11 protein-coding genes and 2 tRNA genes are annotated in these 13,954 nt (G+C 59.5%); all 13 read left to right on the plus strand.

Annotation, left to right across the window (positions count from 1 at the left end; genetic code table 11):
- The first annotated feature begins 32 nt into the window (after positions 1-32).
- Entirely contained in the window at positions 33-1,952 is a 1,920-nt protein-coding gene (ftsH, locus tag B3C1_RS09420) for an ATP-dependent zinc metalloprotease FtsH (RefSeq protein ID WP_008484456.1), read from the plus strand.
- A gap of 50 nt (positions 1,953-2,002) precedes the next feature.
- Positions 2,003-2,806: a dihydropteroate synthase gene (gene folP, locus B3C1_RS09425; RefSeq protein WP_008484457.1), complete on the plus strand. Its 804-nt coding sequence runs from the start codon at positions 2,003-2,005 to the stop codon at positions 2,804-2,806.
- The gene (gene glmM / locus B3C1_RS09430; protein WP_008484458.1) at positions 2,803-4,143 is read left to right on the plus strand and encodes a phosphoglucosamine mutase; all 1,341 of its coding nucleotides are present in this window, start codon (positions 2,803-2,805) and stop codon (positions 4,141-4,143) included. Before folP ends, glmM begins: the two co-directional genes overlap by 4 nt.
- 189 nt (positions 4,144-4,332) lie before the next feature.
- Positions 4,333-4,659: a preprotein translocase subunit SecG gene (gene secG, locus B3C1_RS09435; protein ID WP_008484459.1), complete on the plus strand. Its 327-nt coding sequence runs from the start codon at positions 4,333-4,335 to the stop codon at positions 4,657-4,659.
- 16 nt (positions 4,660-4,675) lie between these two features.
- Positions 4,676-4,762: transfer RNA gene (locus B3C1_RS09440), tRNA-Leu, on the plus strand.
- Between the two features lie 60 nt (positions 4,763-4,822).
- Positions 4,823-4,899: transfer RNA gene (locus B3C1_RS09445), tRNA-Met, on the plus strand.
- Between the two features lie 224 nt (positions 4,900-5,123).
- On the plus strand, positions 5,124-5,579 hold the full coding sequence (gene rimP, locus B3C1_RS09450; RefSeq protein ID WP_008484460.1) for a ribosome maturation factor RimP: 456 nt from the start codon (positions 5,124-5,126) through the stop codon (positions 5,577-5,579).
- 30 nt (positions 5,580-5,609) lie between these two features.
- On the plus strand, positions 5,610-7,121 hold the full coding sequence (gene nusA / locus B3C1_RS09455) for a transcription termination factor NusA (RefSeq protein ID WP_008484461.1): 1,512 nt from the start codon (positions 5,610-5,612) through the stop codon (positions 7,119-7,121).
- 26 nt (positions 7,122-7,147) lie between these two features.
- Positions 7,148-9,805, plus strand: coding sequence for a translation initiation factor IF-2 (infB, locus tag B3C1_RS09460; protein WP_008484463.1), 2,658 nt, complete (start codon positions 7,148-7,150; stop codon positions 9,803-9,805).
- A 64-nt stretch (positions 9,806-9,869) separates the two neighbouring features.
- Complete coding sequence (gene rbfA, locus B3C1_RS09465; RefSeq protein ID WP_008484465.1) at positions 9,870-10,271, plus strand: 30S ribosome-binding factor RbfA; 402 nt, start codon at positions 9,870-9,872, stop codon at positions 10,269-10,271.
- Positions 10,268-11,200 (plus strand): tRNA pseudouridine(55) synthase TruB, encoded by a 933-nt coding sequence (gene truB, locus B3C1_RS09470; RefSeq protein ID WP_008484466.1) that lies wholly within the window; start codon positions 10,268-10,270, stop codon positions 11,198-11,200. Before rbfA ends, truB begins: the two co-directional genes overlap by 4 nt.
- Before the next feature lie 93 nt (positions 11,201-11,293).
- Positions 11,294-11,563: a 30S ribosomal protein S15 gene (rpsO, locus tag B3C1_RS09475; protein WP_008484467.1), complete on the plus strand. Its 270-nt coding sequence runs from the start codon at positions 11,294-11,296 to the stop codon at positions 11,561-11,563.
- A 155-nt stretch (positions 11,564-11,718) separates the two neighbouring features.
- On the plus strand, positions 11,719-13,899 hold the full coding sequence (gene pnp / locus B3C1_RS09480) for a polyribonucleotide nucleotidyltransferase (protein ID WP_008484468.1): 2,181 nt from the start codon (positions 11,719-11,721) through the stop codon (positions 13,897-13,899).
- The last annotated feature ends 55 nt before the right edge of the window (positions 13,900-13,954 follow it).

The raw sequence follows: 13,954 nt of genomic DNA on the forward strand, positions 1-13,954 counted from the left end.
GCGCGCCCCACAGCCTTAAAGAGGTGCTTAAGTTGAGCGACATGGCTAAAAATCTCATCCTTTGGTTGGTTATCGCCGTAGTGCTGATGGCCGTATTCCAGAGCTTCAACGGAACGGATGCCAACCGTTCCGGTGTGAGCTACACCCAGTACATCGAATGGACCGAGGCTGGTAAGGTCAAGCAGATCCAAGTCGACAACAAGACCGGGGTCGTGACTGGCCTGCTGACCGACGGCCAGCGGTTTGAAACCGTGATCCCCGGCGGTTACGACAAAGATCTGATCAACGACGCCCGCAACCACAAGGTGGAAGCTTACGGCGTCAAGCCCGAATCCCAGGGCCTGCTGACCAGCATTCTTATTTCCTGGTTCCCCATGCTGCTGCTTATCGGTGTGTGGATCTTCTTCATGCGCCAGATGCAGGGCGGCGGCGGTAAAGGCGCCATGTCCTTCGGTAAATCCAAGGCCAGGCTGCTTTCTGAAGACCAGGTCAAGACCACCTTTGCCGACGTGGCCGGTGTGGACGAAGCCAAGGAAGAAGTCTCCGAACTGGTGGACTACCTCAAAGACCCGTCCAAGTTCCAAAAGCTGGGCGGCAAGATCCCCAAAGGGGTGCTGATGGTAGGTCCTCCCGGTACCGGTAAAACCCTGCTGGCCAAGGCCATTGCCGGGGAAGCCAAGGTACCCTTCTTTACCATCTCAGGCTCCGACTTCGTGGAAATGTTCGTGGGTGTGGGTGCGTCCCGTGTCCGTGACATGTTCGACCAAGCCAAGAAGGCCGCGCCCTGCATCATCTTTATCGATGAAATTGATGCCGTGGGCCGCCAACGTGGCGCTGGCCTTGGCGGTGGCCATGACGAACGCGAGCAGACCCTCAACCAGATGCTGGTTGAGATGGACGGTTTCGAAGGCAACGAAGGCATCATCGTCATCGCCGCCACCAACCGCCCCGACGTGCTGGACCCGGCCCTGCTGCGTCCCGGCCGTTTTGACCGCCAGGTAGTGGTAGGCCTGCCCGATGTCCGTGGCCGCGAGCAGATCCTCAAGGTCCATATGCGCAAAGTACCGGTGGCCGACGACGTCGAGCCTGCGGTGATTGCCCGTGGCACCCCCGGCTTTAGCGGTGCGGATCTGGCCAACCTGGTCAACGAAGCTGCGCTTTTCGCCGCCCGCACCAGCAAGCGCCTGGTGGGCATGGAAGAGTTCGAAAAAGCCAAAGACAAGATCATGATGGGCGCCGAGCGCCGCTCCATGGTGATGACCGAGAAAGAGAAGGAAATGACTGCCTATCACGAGGCGGGCCATGCCATCGTCGGTCGCCTGGTGCCGGAGCACGACCCTGTCTACAAGGTGTCCATCATTCCCCGTGGCCGTGCCCTGGGCGTGACCATGTACCTGCCCGAGCGTGACCGGGTCAGCCACTCCAAACAGCAGCTTGAGAGCATGATCTCCAGCCTGTTCGGTGGCCGCCTGGCCGAGGAAGTGATCTACGGTCCCGAAATGGTGACCACTGGCGCTTCGAACGACATCGAGCGTGCCACCGACATCGCCCGCAAGATGGTCACCCAGTGGGGCCTTAGCGAGAAGATGGGGCCGCTGCTGTACGCCGAGGATGAAGGTGAAGTCTTCCTGGGCCGCAGCGCCGCCAAGAGCAAGCACATGTCCGATGACACCGCCCGTGCCATCGACGAGGAAATCAAGCACGTCATCGACCGTAACTACCAGCGTTCCAAGAAGATCTTGGAAGAGAACATGGACATCCTTCACACCATGAAGGACGCGCTGATGAAGTACGAGACCATCGACGCCAAACAGATCGACGATCTGATGAACCGGCGCGAAGTCAGGGCCCCTGCCGATTGGCAGCCGCCCAAGTCCGATGACAACACCCCGGCATCGGGACAGGCTGACAAGCCGATGCATCCCACCGGTGGTGAGGCCCCCGCCAACTAAGCCAAAAACCCCGAGCTTGCTCGGGGTTTTCTTTTGAGGAAAAGACAGCGATGAAAATGCCAGACGTCATGGGCATCCTCAACGTCACCCCGGACTCCTTCTCCGACGGTGGCCAGCACAACCGCCTAGACGACGCCCTACGCCACGCCGAGCGTCTGATCGGGGAGGGCGCCGCTTGGATAGATATCGGTGGCGAGTCCACCCGCCCCGGTGCCGCCGAGGTCAGCGAGCAGGACGAAGTGGACAGGGTGGCCCCTGTAGTAGAGGCCATCAAGGGTCGCTTTGACATCAAGGTGTCCATCGACACCTCCAAAGCCAAGGTGATGACCGAGAGCCTGCGCTTGGGCGCCGACATGATCAACGACATTCGCGCCTTGCTGGAGCCGGGCGCCCTGGCGGCGCTGGCCGCGTCCAAAGCCCAGGTATGCCTGATGCACATGCAGGGCCAGCCCCGCACCATGCAGGCGGCTCCGCGCTATCAGGATTTGATGGGGGAAGTGAGCCAGTTCTTGGTTGAAAGGGTTAAGGCTTGTGAAGCGGTCGGCATCAGCCGGGGCCGTATCTGGCTTGACCCTGGTTTTGGCTTTGGTAAGTCCCTCGAGGATAACTACGTCATGCTGAACCGGCTCAAGGAATTCAAGCAACTGGGCCTGCCGCTGCTGGTGGGCATGTCCCGCAAATCCATGGTGGGTCAACTGCTGGGACGGGAGGTGCAAGAGCGCCTGGCCGGCTCTCTGGCCTGCGCCTTGATTGCGGTTCAGCAAGGGGCTGGTATTATCCGCGTCCATGATGTCCAGCAAACCCGGGATGCTATTCGGGTTTGGCATGCCACTGTCACGGAGTGTAAGGCGTGAGCGAACGTAAATATTTTGGCACCGACGGGGTTCGGGGCCTGGTGGGTGAAGACCCTATCACCCCTGAATTTGCCCTGAAATTGGGCTATGCCGCTGGCAAGGTCCTGTCCCGCCAGGGCACCAACAAGATTTTGATCGGCAAAGACACCCGCATTTCCGGCTATATGCTCGAATCGGCTTTGGAAGCCGGCCTGTCTGCCGCCGGCATCAATATCGAACTGATGGGCCCCATGCCCACCCCGGCGGTGGCTTACCTGACTCGTACCTTCAGGGCCGAAGCCGGTATCGTTATCTCCGCTTCCCACAATCCCTACCACGATAACGGCATCAAGTTCTTCTCCACCGACGGCAGCAAGCTGCCCGACGCCGTGGAACTGGCCATCGAAGCCGAGCTGGACAAGCCCATGACCGGCATCAGCTCAGAGCACCTGGGCAAGGCTCGTCGCCTGGACGACGCCGCCGGCCGCTACATCGAGTTTTGTAAGTCCAACTTCCCCAGCAACCAGTCCCTCAAGGGCTTGCGCATGGTGGTGGACTGCGCCCACGGCGCCACTTATCACATAGCCCCGGCGGTGTTCCGTGAACTGGGGGCCGAGGTGATCACCATCGGTTGCAACCCCGACGGCTTCAACATCAATGCCGGCTTCGGCGCCACCGACACCAAGGCTCTGTCAGCCAAGGTAGTGGAAATGCGGGCCGACTTCGGTATCGCCTTCGACGGTGACGGTGACCGCCTGATGATGGTGGACGGCAAGGGCCAATTGGTGGACGGCGACCAGCTGATCTTCATCATCGCCAAATACTGGCACCAGCAAGGCCAGCTGGACGGTGGCGTGGTGGGCACCCTGATGTCCAACTTCGGCATGGAAGTGGCCCTTAAGGAATTGGGGATCCCCTTTGAGCGGGCCAAGGTAGGTGACCGCTACGTGCTGGAAAGCCTGCGGGCCAACGGCTGGATGTTGGGGGGCGAGTCTTCTGGCCACATCATCAGCCTCAAGCACACCACCACAGGGGACGGTGTGGTCGCAGCGTTGCAAGTATTGCAGGTGCTGATCGCCAGTGGCCGCAGCCTGGGTGAGTTGGCCGGGGAAATGCCCAAGTACCCCATGAAGCTTATCAATGTCCGTTACCAAAAAGGCCAGGACCCGGTCAGTGCTCCCCAGGTCACTGCCGCCGTCAATGATGCCGAGGCCAAACTGGCCGGCAAGGGCCGGGTATTGCTGAGAAAATCCGGTACCGAGCCGGTAGTGCGGGTAATGGTTGAGGGGGCCGACAGAGGCCTGGTAGATAGCTTGGCCAAAGAGATCGCCGAGGTTGTAACCACTGCTGCCCAATAATTCGGCACTTGATTGGGATTTTTAAAAATCATCTTGCGGGGGGCGGAAGGCTTCGCTACTATCTGCCCCGCTTTCGAGGTGAAGGCCCAAAAGGCCAAGAAGCTCGGAGCCGCTTGACAGTGATTGTCAATCTGCGACAATCACGGCGCGGCGGGGACCACTCCCTGCCAGAGACAGGAAGCTGCTGATATGTACGAAGTTCTGTTAGTAGTGTACCTGCTCGTGGCGCTGGCCCTTATCGGTCTGGTAATGATCCAGCAAGGTAAAGGTGCCGATATGGGTGCGTCTTTCGGAGCAGGTGCCTCGAATACCGTTTTCGGTGCTGGTGGCTCAGGTAATTTCCTGACCCGTGCAACCGCGATAGCGGGAACGCTGTTCTTTGCCCTTAGCCTGGTGCTGGGTAACATGACAGCCAAACAGGCCAAGCCAGATGATCAATGGCAAAACCTGGAAAAGCCGGTAGCTGAAGAAGTTCAGCAACCTTCATCAGAGAAATCGGACGTTCCGACCAACTGATGTAAAAGAAGAATTTGCCGAGATGGTGGAATTGGTAGACACGCTATCTTGAGGGGGTAGTGCCTTAATTGGCGTGCGGGTTCAAGTCCCGCTCTCGGCACCAAGATATGGCTCTTTGGCTTGATAAAAACCTTCAAGTCCAGTAAGATGCCGACCTGTTTGACGCGGGGTGGAGCAGCCTGGTAGCTCGTCGGGCTCATAACCCGAAGGTCGTCGGTTCAAATCCGGCCCCCGCAACCAAACAGCTCGTAGGTCGACAGATGATGTCGGTTTACGGCGGGCCCCATGCGGGGTCAAATCAACGTAAGGTTGAGCAAAGCCCCGCATGTTCGGGGCTTTTTGCTATCTGTCGTCTACGAAGGCGCACCGCGCTTTTGTAAGGGTATCGACTATGCTTTTGCGCGTAGTCGGGCTGTGATACTGGGCGCTTCGCCCTTTTTTTGTTTGTGGAGAGGGGGTTGCCCTTGGCAAGACTGGAACAGCAATTAACTGATATGTTGACCCCGGCGGTACAGGCGCTGGGCTTTGAACTGCTGGGCGTGGAAATGGCCCGCGCTGGCCGTTCTGCGACGGTGCGTATTTACATCGACAGTCCCAACGGGGTGACGGTGGATAACTGCGCCGAAGTGAGTCACCAGGTCAGTGCTGTGCTGGACGTCGAGGATCCCATCCAGAGCGAATACTTGCTGGAAGTGTCCTCTCCCGGCCTTGATCGGCCCCTGTTCGTACCCGCCCATTTCGAAAAAGTGGTGGGGTCCGACATCGAAATCAAACTGGTTGTGCCGGTAGCGGGTCGACGCCGCTTCAAAGGCAAGCTGGTTGCCATTGAAGGCGACATGATCCTGTTGGCATATGAAGGCAAGGAAGACCGCTTCGCTTTCAGCAATATTGATAAAGCCAACCTGGTTCCTCAGTTTTGAATAACGGCAAAGGTGTAACGAGGCATCCTGATGAATAAAGAGATCCTGCTGGTTGTCGACGCTGTCTCTAACGAAAAGGCCGTACCGCGCGAGAAGATTTTCCAAGCGCTGGAAGCAGCCCTGGCGACCGCCACCAAGAAAAAGCACGACAAGGAAATCGAAGTCCGTGTCGCCATTGACCGCAAAACCGGCGACTTCGACACTTACCGCCGTTGGCTGATCGTTGAAGACAGCAACGACGTCCTGGAGCACCCGCTCAAGGAAGTGTCCCTGGCCGCTGCCCGCGCCATGGAAGAAGACGAGTCTTTGCAGGTGGGCGACTTTGTTGAAGAACAGATCGACTCCATCACCTTTGACCGTATCACTACCCAAACCGCCAAGCAGGTTATCCTGCAAAAGGTCCGTGAGGCCGAGCGTGCCCAGGTAGTGGAACAGTTTGCCGACAACGTCGGTGAGCTGGTGACAGGTACTGTCAAAAAGGCCACCCGGGACATGGTTATCCTGGATCTGGGCAACAATGCCGAAGCCGTACTGTACCGCGACGAAATGCTGCCCCGCGAAACCTTCCGCCCCGGCGACCGGGCTCGCGCCCTGCTGTTTGCGGTCAGGCCCGAGGCTCGTGGTGCCCAGCTGTTTTTGAGCCGCGCCAAGCCGCAGATGCTCATCGAACTGTTCCGCATCGAAGTGCCGGAAATTGGCGAAGAGCTGATCGAAGTCAAGGGCGCCGCCCGTGACCCCGGCAGCCGTGCCAAGATCGCCGTTAAGACCAACGACCGTCGCATCGACCCCATCGGCGCCTGTGTCGGTATGCGTGGTGCCCGTGTGCAGGCCGTTTCTGGTGAGCTGGACGGCGAGCGTGTCGACATCGTGCTGTGGGACGACAACCCGGCCCAGTTCGTGATCAACGCCATGGCCCCTGCCGACGTGGCCTCCATCATAGTGGACGAAGACACCCACGCCATGGATATCGCCGTCGAAGAGAGCAACCTGGCTCAGGCCATCGGCCGTGGCGGCCAGAACGTGCGTCTGGCCAGTCAGCTGACCGGTTGGGAACTGAACGTGATGACCGTCGCTGACCTCAAGGCCAAGCATCAGGCTGAGAGCGACAAGGTGCTCAACACCTTTATGGCCAAGCTGGAAATCGACGAAGATTTTGCCTCCCTGCTGGTTGAGGAAGGCTTTTCCACCCTCGAAGAAATCGCCTATGTGCCGACCTCCGAATTCCTGGAGATCGATGGCCTGGACGAAGATCTGGTGGATGAACTGCGTAACCGCGCCAAGGCAGCCCTGACGACCGCTGCCCTGGCCACTGAAGAAAGTCTCGAGGGCGCCGAGCCCGCCGAAGACTTGCTGAATCTGGAAGGGATGGAGCGCCACCTGGCCTTTAGGCTGGCTGCCAAAGGCGTCCGTACCCTTGAAGACCTGGCCGAACAAGGCGTTGACGATTTGGCTGACATCGACGAGCTAGATGAAACCAAGGCAGGCGAGCTGATCATGGCTGCCCGCAACATCTGCTGGTTTGGTGACAACGCCGAGGCCTAAACGGGATCAACGGAGGAAAGATTTAAATGGCAGAAGTTACAGTTGAAAAACTTGCCAGTGATGTAGGTACGCCGGTTGATCGCCTGATCCAACAGTTTGCCGAGGTTGGACTGAATAAGTCCGCCTCCGACGCGGTCAGCGAAGATGAAAAGCAGGCTCTGCTTAGCCACCTGAAAGAACAACATGGTGGTAGCGCTGGTGCACCCAACAAACTGACCCTGACTCGCAAAACCAAAAGCACCCTCTCTGTGGGTGGTACCGGTGGCCGTACCAAGGAAGTGCAGGTAGAAGTGCGTAAGAAGCGCACCTTCGTCAAGCGCGACCCGGCTGAAGAACAGGCCCGCCTGGAAGCCGAAGCGGCAGAACAGGCCCGCCTGGAAGCGGAAGCCAAGGCCAAGCGTGAAGCCGAAGAGAAGGCCGCCGCTGAAGCCAAGGCCAAGCGCGAAGCCGAAGAAAAGGCTGCTGCCGAGAAGGCCGCTGCCAAGCGCGAAGCCGCTGCCCAGTCTTCTACCGCCGCCCCGGCCAAGAAGGACGACGCCGAGGCCCAGCGCCTGAAGGCCGAAGCCGAGGCTCTGAAGCGTAAGCAGGAAGAAGAGGCCCTGAAAAAGGCCGAAGCCGAAGCCGTGCGCCTGGAAGAAGAAGCCCGCCGCCTGGCCGAGGAAAGCGAAAAGCGCCTGGCTGAGGAAGCCAAGAACAAGCCTGCCGAAGATGAAGACGACAAGTCTACCTACGTCAAGGAAGCGGAAGTGGAAGCCGAGCGCGAGTCCGAAGGCCGCCGCCGTGGTGGCAAGAGCGCCAAGCCCCAAAGCAAACGCAACAGCGACAAGCGTGAGCGTGATGCTGACCGCCGCAGCTCCCGCCTGCCCAAGAAGGGTAAGGGCCGTACCCCGGCTTCCATGCAGCATGGCTTTAACAAGCCTGCCCAACCGGTAACCCGTGACGTACAGATCGGTGAAACCATCACCGTTGGCGAACTGGCCAACAAGATGGCGGTCAAGGCCACCGAAGTCATCAAAGCGATGATGAAGATGGGCGCCATGGCCACCATCAACCAGGTGATCGATCAGGAAACCGCCCAGCTGGTGGCCGAGGAAATGGGTCACAAGGTGGTGCTGCGCAAAGAGAACGAGCTGGAAGAAGCGGTACTGCTGGACCGTGACACCGAAGCCCAGGTTCTGCCCCGCGCTCCTGTGGTGACCATCATGGGTCACGTCGACCACGGTAAAACCTCACTGCTGGACTACATCCGCAAGGCCAAGATCGCTGCAGGCGAGGCCGGTGGTATTACCCAGCACATCGGTGCTTACCACGTCGAGCACGAGAAAGGCATGATCACCTTCCTCGACACCCCTGGCCACGCCGCCTTTACCGCCATGCGTGCCCGTGGTGCCAAGGCCACCGACATCGTGGTACTGGTGGTGGCTGCCGACGACGGTGTTATGCCCCAGACCAAGGAAGCCATCCAGCACGCCAAGGCGGCCGGTGTTCCCTTGATCGTTGCCGTCAACAAGATGGACAAACCCGAAGCCGACCCGGATCGCGTTAAGAGCGAACTGGCTCAGAACGACGTTCTGACCGAAGACTGGGGCGGTGAAGTGCAGTTCGTACCCGTGTCCGCCAAAGCCGGTACCGGTGTTGATGACCTGCTGGACGCCATCTTGCTGCAGTCCGAAGTACTGGAACTGACCGCCGTCAAAGACGGTATGGCCTCCGGCGTGGTGGTGGAATCCCGCCTCGACAAAGGCCGCGGCCCCGTGGCCACCGTGCTGGTGCAGTCCGGTACCCTCAAGCAGGGCGATATCGTGCTGTGCGGCCTGGAATACGGCCGTGTCCGTGCCATGCGTGACGAGCGCGGCGGCGAGATCAAGGAAGCCGGTCCTTCCATTCCGGTCGAGATCCTCGGTCTTAGCGGCGTACCGGCTGCCGGTGACGAAGCCACCGTTGTCCGTGACGAGAAGAAAGCCCGTGAAGTGGCGCTCTATCGTCAAGGCAAGTTCCGTGACGTCAAACTGGCCCGCCAGCAGAAAGCCAAGCTGGAAAACATGTTTGCCAACATGGCCGAAGGCGAAGTGGCCGAGCTCAACCTGGTACTCAAAGCCGACGTACAGGGTTCTGTGGAAGCCATCACCGACTCCCTGCTGAAACTCAGCACCGACGAAGTGAAGGTCAAAGTGGTGGGCTCCGGTGTTGGTGGTATCACCGAGACCGACGCCGTACTGGCTGCCGCCTCCAACGCCATCCTCATCGGCTTTAACGTCCGTGCCGACGCTTCTGCCCGTAAAGTGGTGGAAAACGAGAACCTGGACCTGCGCTACTACAGCGTGATCTACGAACTGCTCGAAGAAGTGAAGCAAGCCATGACCGGCATGCTGGCACCGGAATTCAAGCAGCAGATCATCGGCCTGGCCGAAGTGCGCGACGTGTTCAAGTCGCCCAAGTTCGGTGCTGTTGCCGGCTGTATGGTTACCGAGGGTGTGGTCAAGCGCTCTGCGCCTATCCGTGTGCTGCGTGAAAACGTGGTTATCTACGAAGGCGAGCTGGAATCCCTGCGCCGCTTCAAAGACGACGTTGCCGAAGTCAAGAATGGCTACGAGTGTGGTATCGGCGTTAAGAACTACAATGATGTTCGCGCCGGTGACCAGATCGAGGTCTTCGAGGTCATTGAGGTTGCTCGGACCCTCTAAGGAAACAACACTTTAAGGACGGGGGCCAAGCGCCCCCGTCCTTGTCTTTATAAAGGCATAAATTATGGCAAAAGAAGTCAGTCGTACCCGCCGTGTCGGCCAGGAGCTGCAACGGGAAATCGCGATGATATTGCAGCGTGAGGTCAAAGACCCGCGCATCGGCATGGTCACAGTGTCCGGCGTCGAAGTGAGCCGCGACCTGTCCCACGCCAAGGTCTTCATCACCCTGTTCGACCAGGATGAAGCCAAGGTCAAGGAAACCCTCAAGGGCCTGCAAGAAGCCAAGCCCTATATCCGCAGCCTGGTGGGTGGCCGCCTGCGCCTGCGCATCGTGCCGGAGCTTAAATTCGTCCACGACACCTCCCTGATTGAAGGTATGCGCATCTCCAATGCCGTCAGCCAGGCGGTCGCCGCCGACGAGGCCAAGAAGGCCGCCAGCGGCCGTGAGGACGAGGACAAGGAATGAGCAAGCGCCGGTCCAAGGGCCGTCCTCTGGACGGTATCCTGCTGTTGGATAAGCCCCAGGGCCTGTCGTCCAACGACGCCCTGCAAAAGGTCAAGCGTATCTTCTTTGCCCAGAAGGCCGGCCACACCGGCGCCCTGGACCCGCTGGCCACCGGCATGCTGCCTATCTGTTTTGGGGAAGCCACCAAGTTTTCCCAGTACCTGCTGGACTCGGACAAGGGGTATCGGGTGATCGCCAAGCTGGGGGTGCGTACCGACACCTCCGACGCCGACGGTGAAGTGGTCGCCACCCGCCCGGTGACGGTGACCCCGGGTGATCTGCTCGAAGCCCTGGACCAGTTTCGTGGCCCCATCATGCAGGTGCCCAGCATGTACTCGGCCCTCAAGTACCAGGGCAAGCCTCTGTACAAGTATGCCCGCGAAGGCATAGAGGTACCCCGGGAGGCCCGGCCCATCACCGTCTACAAGCTAACCCTGGTGCGTTTTGAAGGGGACGAGGTGGAAATGGACGTGGAGTGCTCAAAGGGCACCTATATCCGCACCATAGTGGACGACCTGGGTGAAGTGCTGGGCTGCGGTGCCCACGTTACCTTGTTGCGCCGCACCAAGGTGTCGGGCTACCCGGTAGAGCGGATGGTGACCCTGGAGCGCCTCGAAGCGCTGCTGGAGCAGGCCCGCACCGACGAGGTGCCTCCAGGCCAGTACCTGGACGGCTTCCTGTTGCCCATGGACAGCGCCGTGCAGGACCTGCCCGCCGTGGACGTACAGGCCGCCACCGCCTTTTACCTCAAGCAGGGCCAGGCCGTGCAGGTGGGGCTGGCGTCCAGCACCGGCCTGGTGCGGATCGTGGAAGAGGGCACCTTTATCGGTGTCGGCGAATTGGACGGCGAAGGCAAGCTAGCCCCCAAACGCATGGTGGTCAGCCACTGACCCTTGGCAGCCCAGGCCCCATAGGGTAGAATGCGCGCCTCTTGCATGGCTGAATTAGTGATCGGCCATGCGTTTATCAACTAGGAGTACATCATGTCACTAAGCGTTGAAGCGAAAGCTCAAATCGTTGCTGAACACGGCCGTGGCCAGAACGACACCGGTTCCCCGGAAGTTCAAGTTGCCCTGCTGACTGCCCAGATCAACCATCTGCAAGGTCACTTCTCCCAGCACAAGAAAGACCACCACAGCCGTCGTGGTCTGCTGCGCATGGTTTCCCAGCGCCGCAAACTGCTGGACTACCTGAAGAAGAAAGACGTTCAGCGCTATGCCGATCTGATCGGCAAGCTGGGTCTGCGTCGTTAATTCGACTTTGACCTTGCAAAGAAAAGGGGGCTTCGGCTCCCTTTTTTGCGTTCAAAGCCGGGGTGGCTACCTCTTGCCGATGAGCTGCTATATACTTGGCGCGCAAAGTGAGCGACCAAAAAAATCAAGGATCGGCTGATCCCTAAGGACAATCTGTGAAACCAATTATCAAGACCTTCCAGTACGGTCAGCATACCGTCACCCTGGAAACTGGCGCCGTCGCGCGTCAAGCCACCGCCGCCGTGATCGCCAGCGTGGACGACACCGTGGTTCTGGTGAGCGTAGTCGGCAAGAAAGAAGCCGACCAATCCAAAGATTTCTTCCCCCTGACCGTGAACTACCAGGAGCGTACCTACGCTGCCGGTAAGATCCCCGGTGGTTTCTTCAAGCGTGAAGGCCGTCCCAGCGAAGGCGAAACCCTGACTGCCCGCCTCATCGACCGTCCTATCCGCCCCCTGTTCCCCAACGGCTTCAAGAACGAAGTGCAAGTCGTGGCCACAGTGGTGTCCGTAAACCCCCAGGTCAGCCCTGATATCGTCGCCATGATCGGCACCTCCGCCGCCCTGGCCATCTCCGGCATCCCCTTTGCCGGCCCCATCGGTGCCGCCCGCGTTGGTTACATCAACGACAACCTGGTACTGAACCCCACCACCGAAGAGCTCAAGTCCTCCAAGCTGGACCTGGTGGTTGCCGGTACCGAAGGCGCCGTGCTGATGGTGGAATCCGAAGCCGAACTGCTGGCCGAAGAAGTGATGCTGGACGCCGTGATGTTCGGCCACCAGCAGATGCAGACCGTGATCGCGGCCATCAATGAGCTGGCTGCTGAAGTCAACACCCCCAAATGGGACTGGACTGCCCCTGCCGAAAACACCGAGCTTAAAGACAAGATCAAAGCCATTGTCTGGGACAAGTTGGGCGACGCCTACCGCATCCAGGACAAAATGGAGCGTTACGCTGCCATCGGTGCCATCAAGTCTGAGCTGATGGAAAGCCTGCTGGCCGACGACGCCGAACTGAACACCAAGGAAGCCGGCGATCTCTTCTCCAAAGTCGAGAAGACCCTGGTCCGTGGCCGGGTACTGGCCGGTGAACCCCGTATCGACGGTCGTGACCCGCAGATGATCCGTGCCCTGGATGTGGCCACCGGCGTACTGCCCCGTACCCACGGCTCCGCCATCTTTACCCGTGGCGAAACCCAGGCCCTGGTGGTTGCTACCCTGGGTACTACCCGCGACGCCCAGATCCTCGACGAGTTGACCGGTGAGCGCACCGACAACTTCCTGTTCCACTACAACTTCCCTCCTTACTGCGTAGGTGAGACCGGCATGATGGGTAGCCCCAAGCGCCGTGAAATCGGCCACGGCCGCCTGGCCAAGCGCGGTGTACTGGCGGTGATGCCTTCTGCCGAGCAGTTCCCCTACACCGTACGTGTGGTGTCCGAGATCACCGAGTCCAACGGTTCCTCCTCCATGGCCTCCGTCTGTGGTTCCTCTCTCGCCCTTATGGACGCCGGTGTACCGATCAAGTCCTCCGTGGCCGGTATCGCCATGGGCCTGGTCAAAGAAGAAGAGAACTTCGTGGTACTGTCCGACATCCTGGGTGACGAAGATCACCTGGGCGACATGGACTTCAAGGTGGCCGGTTCCCGCGAGGGCGTTACCGCCCTGCAGATGGACATCAAAATCGAAGGCATCACCAAGGAAATCATGCAAGTGGCCCTGAAACAGGCCCACGATGCCCGTATCCACATCCTGGGTGTAATGGACCAGGCCATCAACGGCCCCCGTGAAGACATCTCTGCCTACGCGCCCCGTATCCACACCATGAAGATCAACCCCGAGAAGATCCGTGATGTGATCGGTAAAGGCGGCAGCGTCATTCGCGCCCTGACCGAAGAAACCGGCACCACCATCGAGATCGAAGACGACGGCACCGTGAAAATCGCCGCCGTCAGCGGTGAGCAGGCTCAGGCCGCTATCCGCCGCATCGAAGATCTGACCGCCGAAGTGGAAGTGGGTCGCATCTACGACGGTAAAGTGACCAAGATCGTTGATTTCGGTGCTTTCGTTGCCATCCTGCCTGGTAAAGAAGGCCTGGTGCACATCAGCCAGATCGCCGAACAGCGCATCGAAAACGTCGCCGACTACCTGCAGGTAGGCCAGGAAGTGAAGGTCAAGTGCCTGGAAGTGGACCGTCAAGGCCGCGTACGCCTGTCCATCAAGGAAGCCATGCCTAAGGCGGAAGTGGCTGCCGAGCCGGCCCCTGCCGAAGAAGCCGCCGTTGTTGACGCTGTAGAAAGCAGCGAAGGCAACAGCGAAGAGTCCAAGGCCGAATAAGGCTTTGAGACCTAAAAAGGGGAGCTTCGGCTCCCCTTTTGTTTAGGCTTCTGGC

This window comes from Gallaecimonas xiamenensis 3-C-1, assembly GCF_000299915.1.
In the GTDB taxonomy this organism is placed as follows: domain Bacteria; phylum Pseudomonadota; class Gammaproteobacteria; order Enterobacterales; family Gallaecimonadaceae; genus Gallaecimonas; species Gallaecimonas xiamenensis.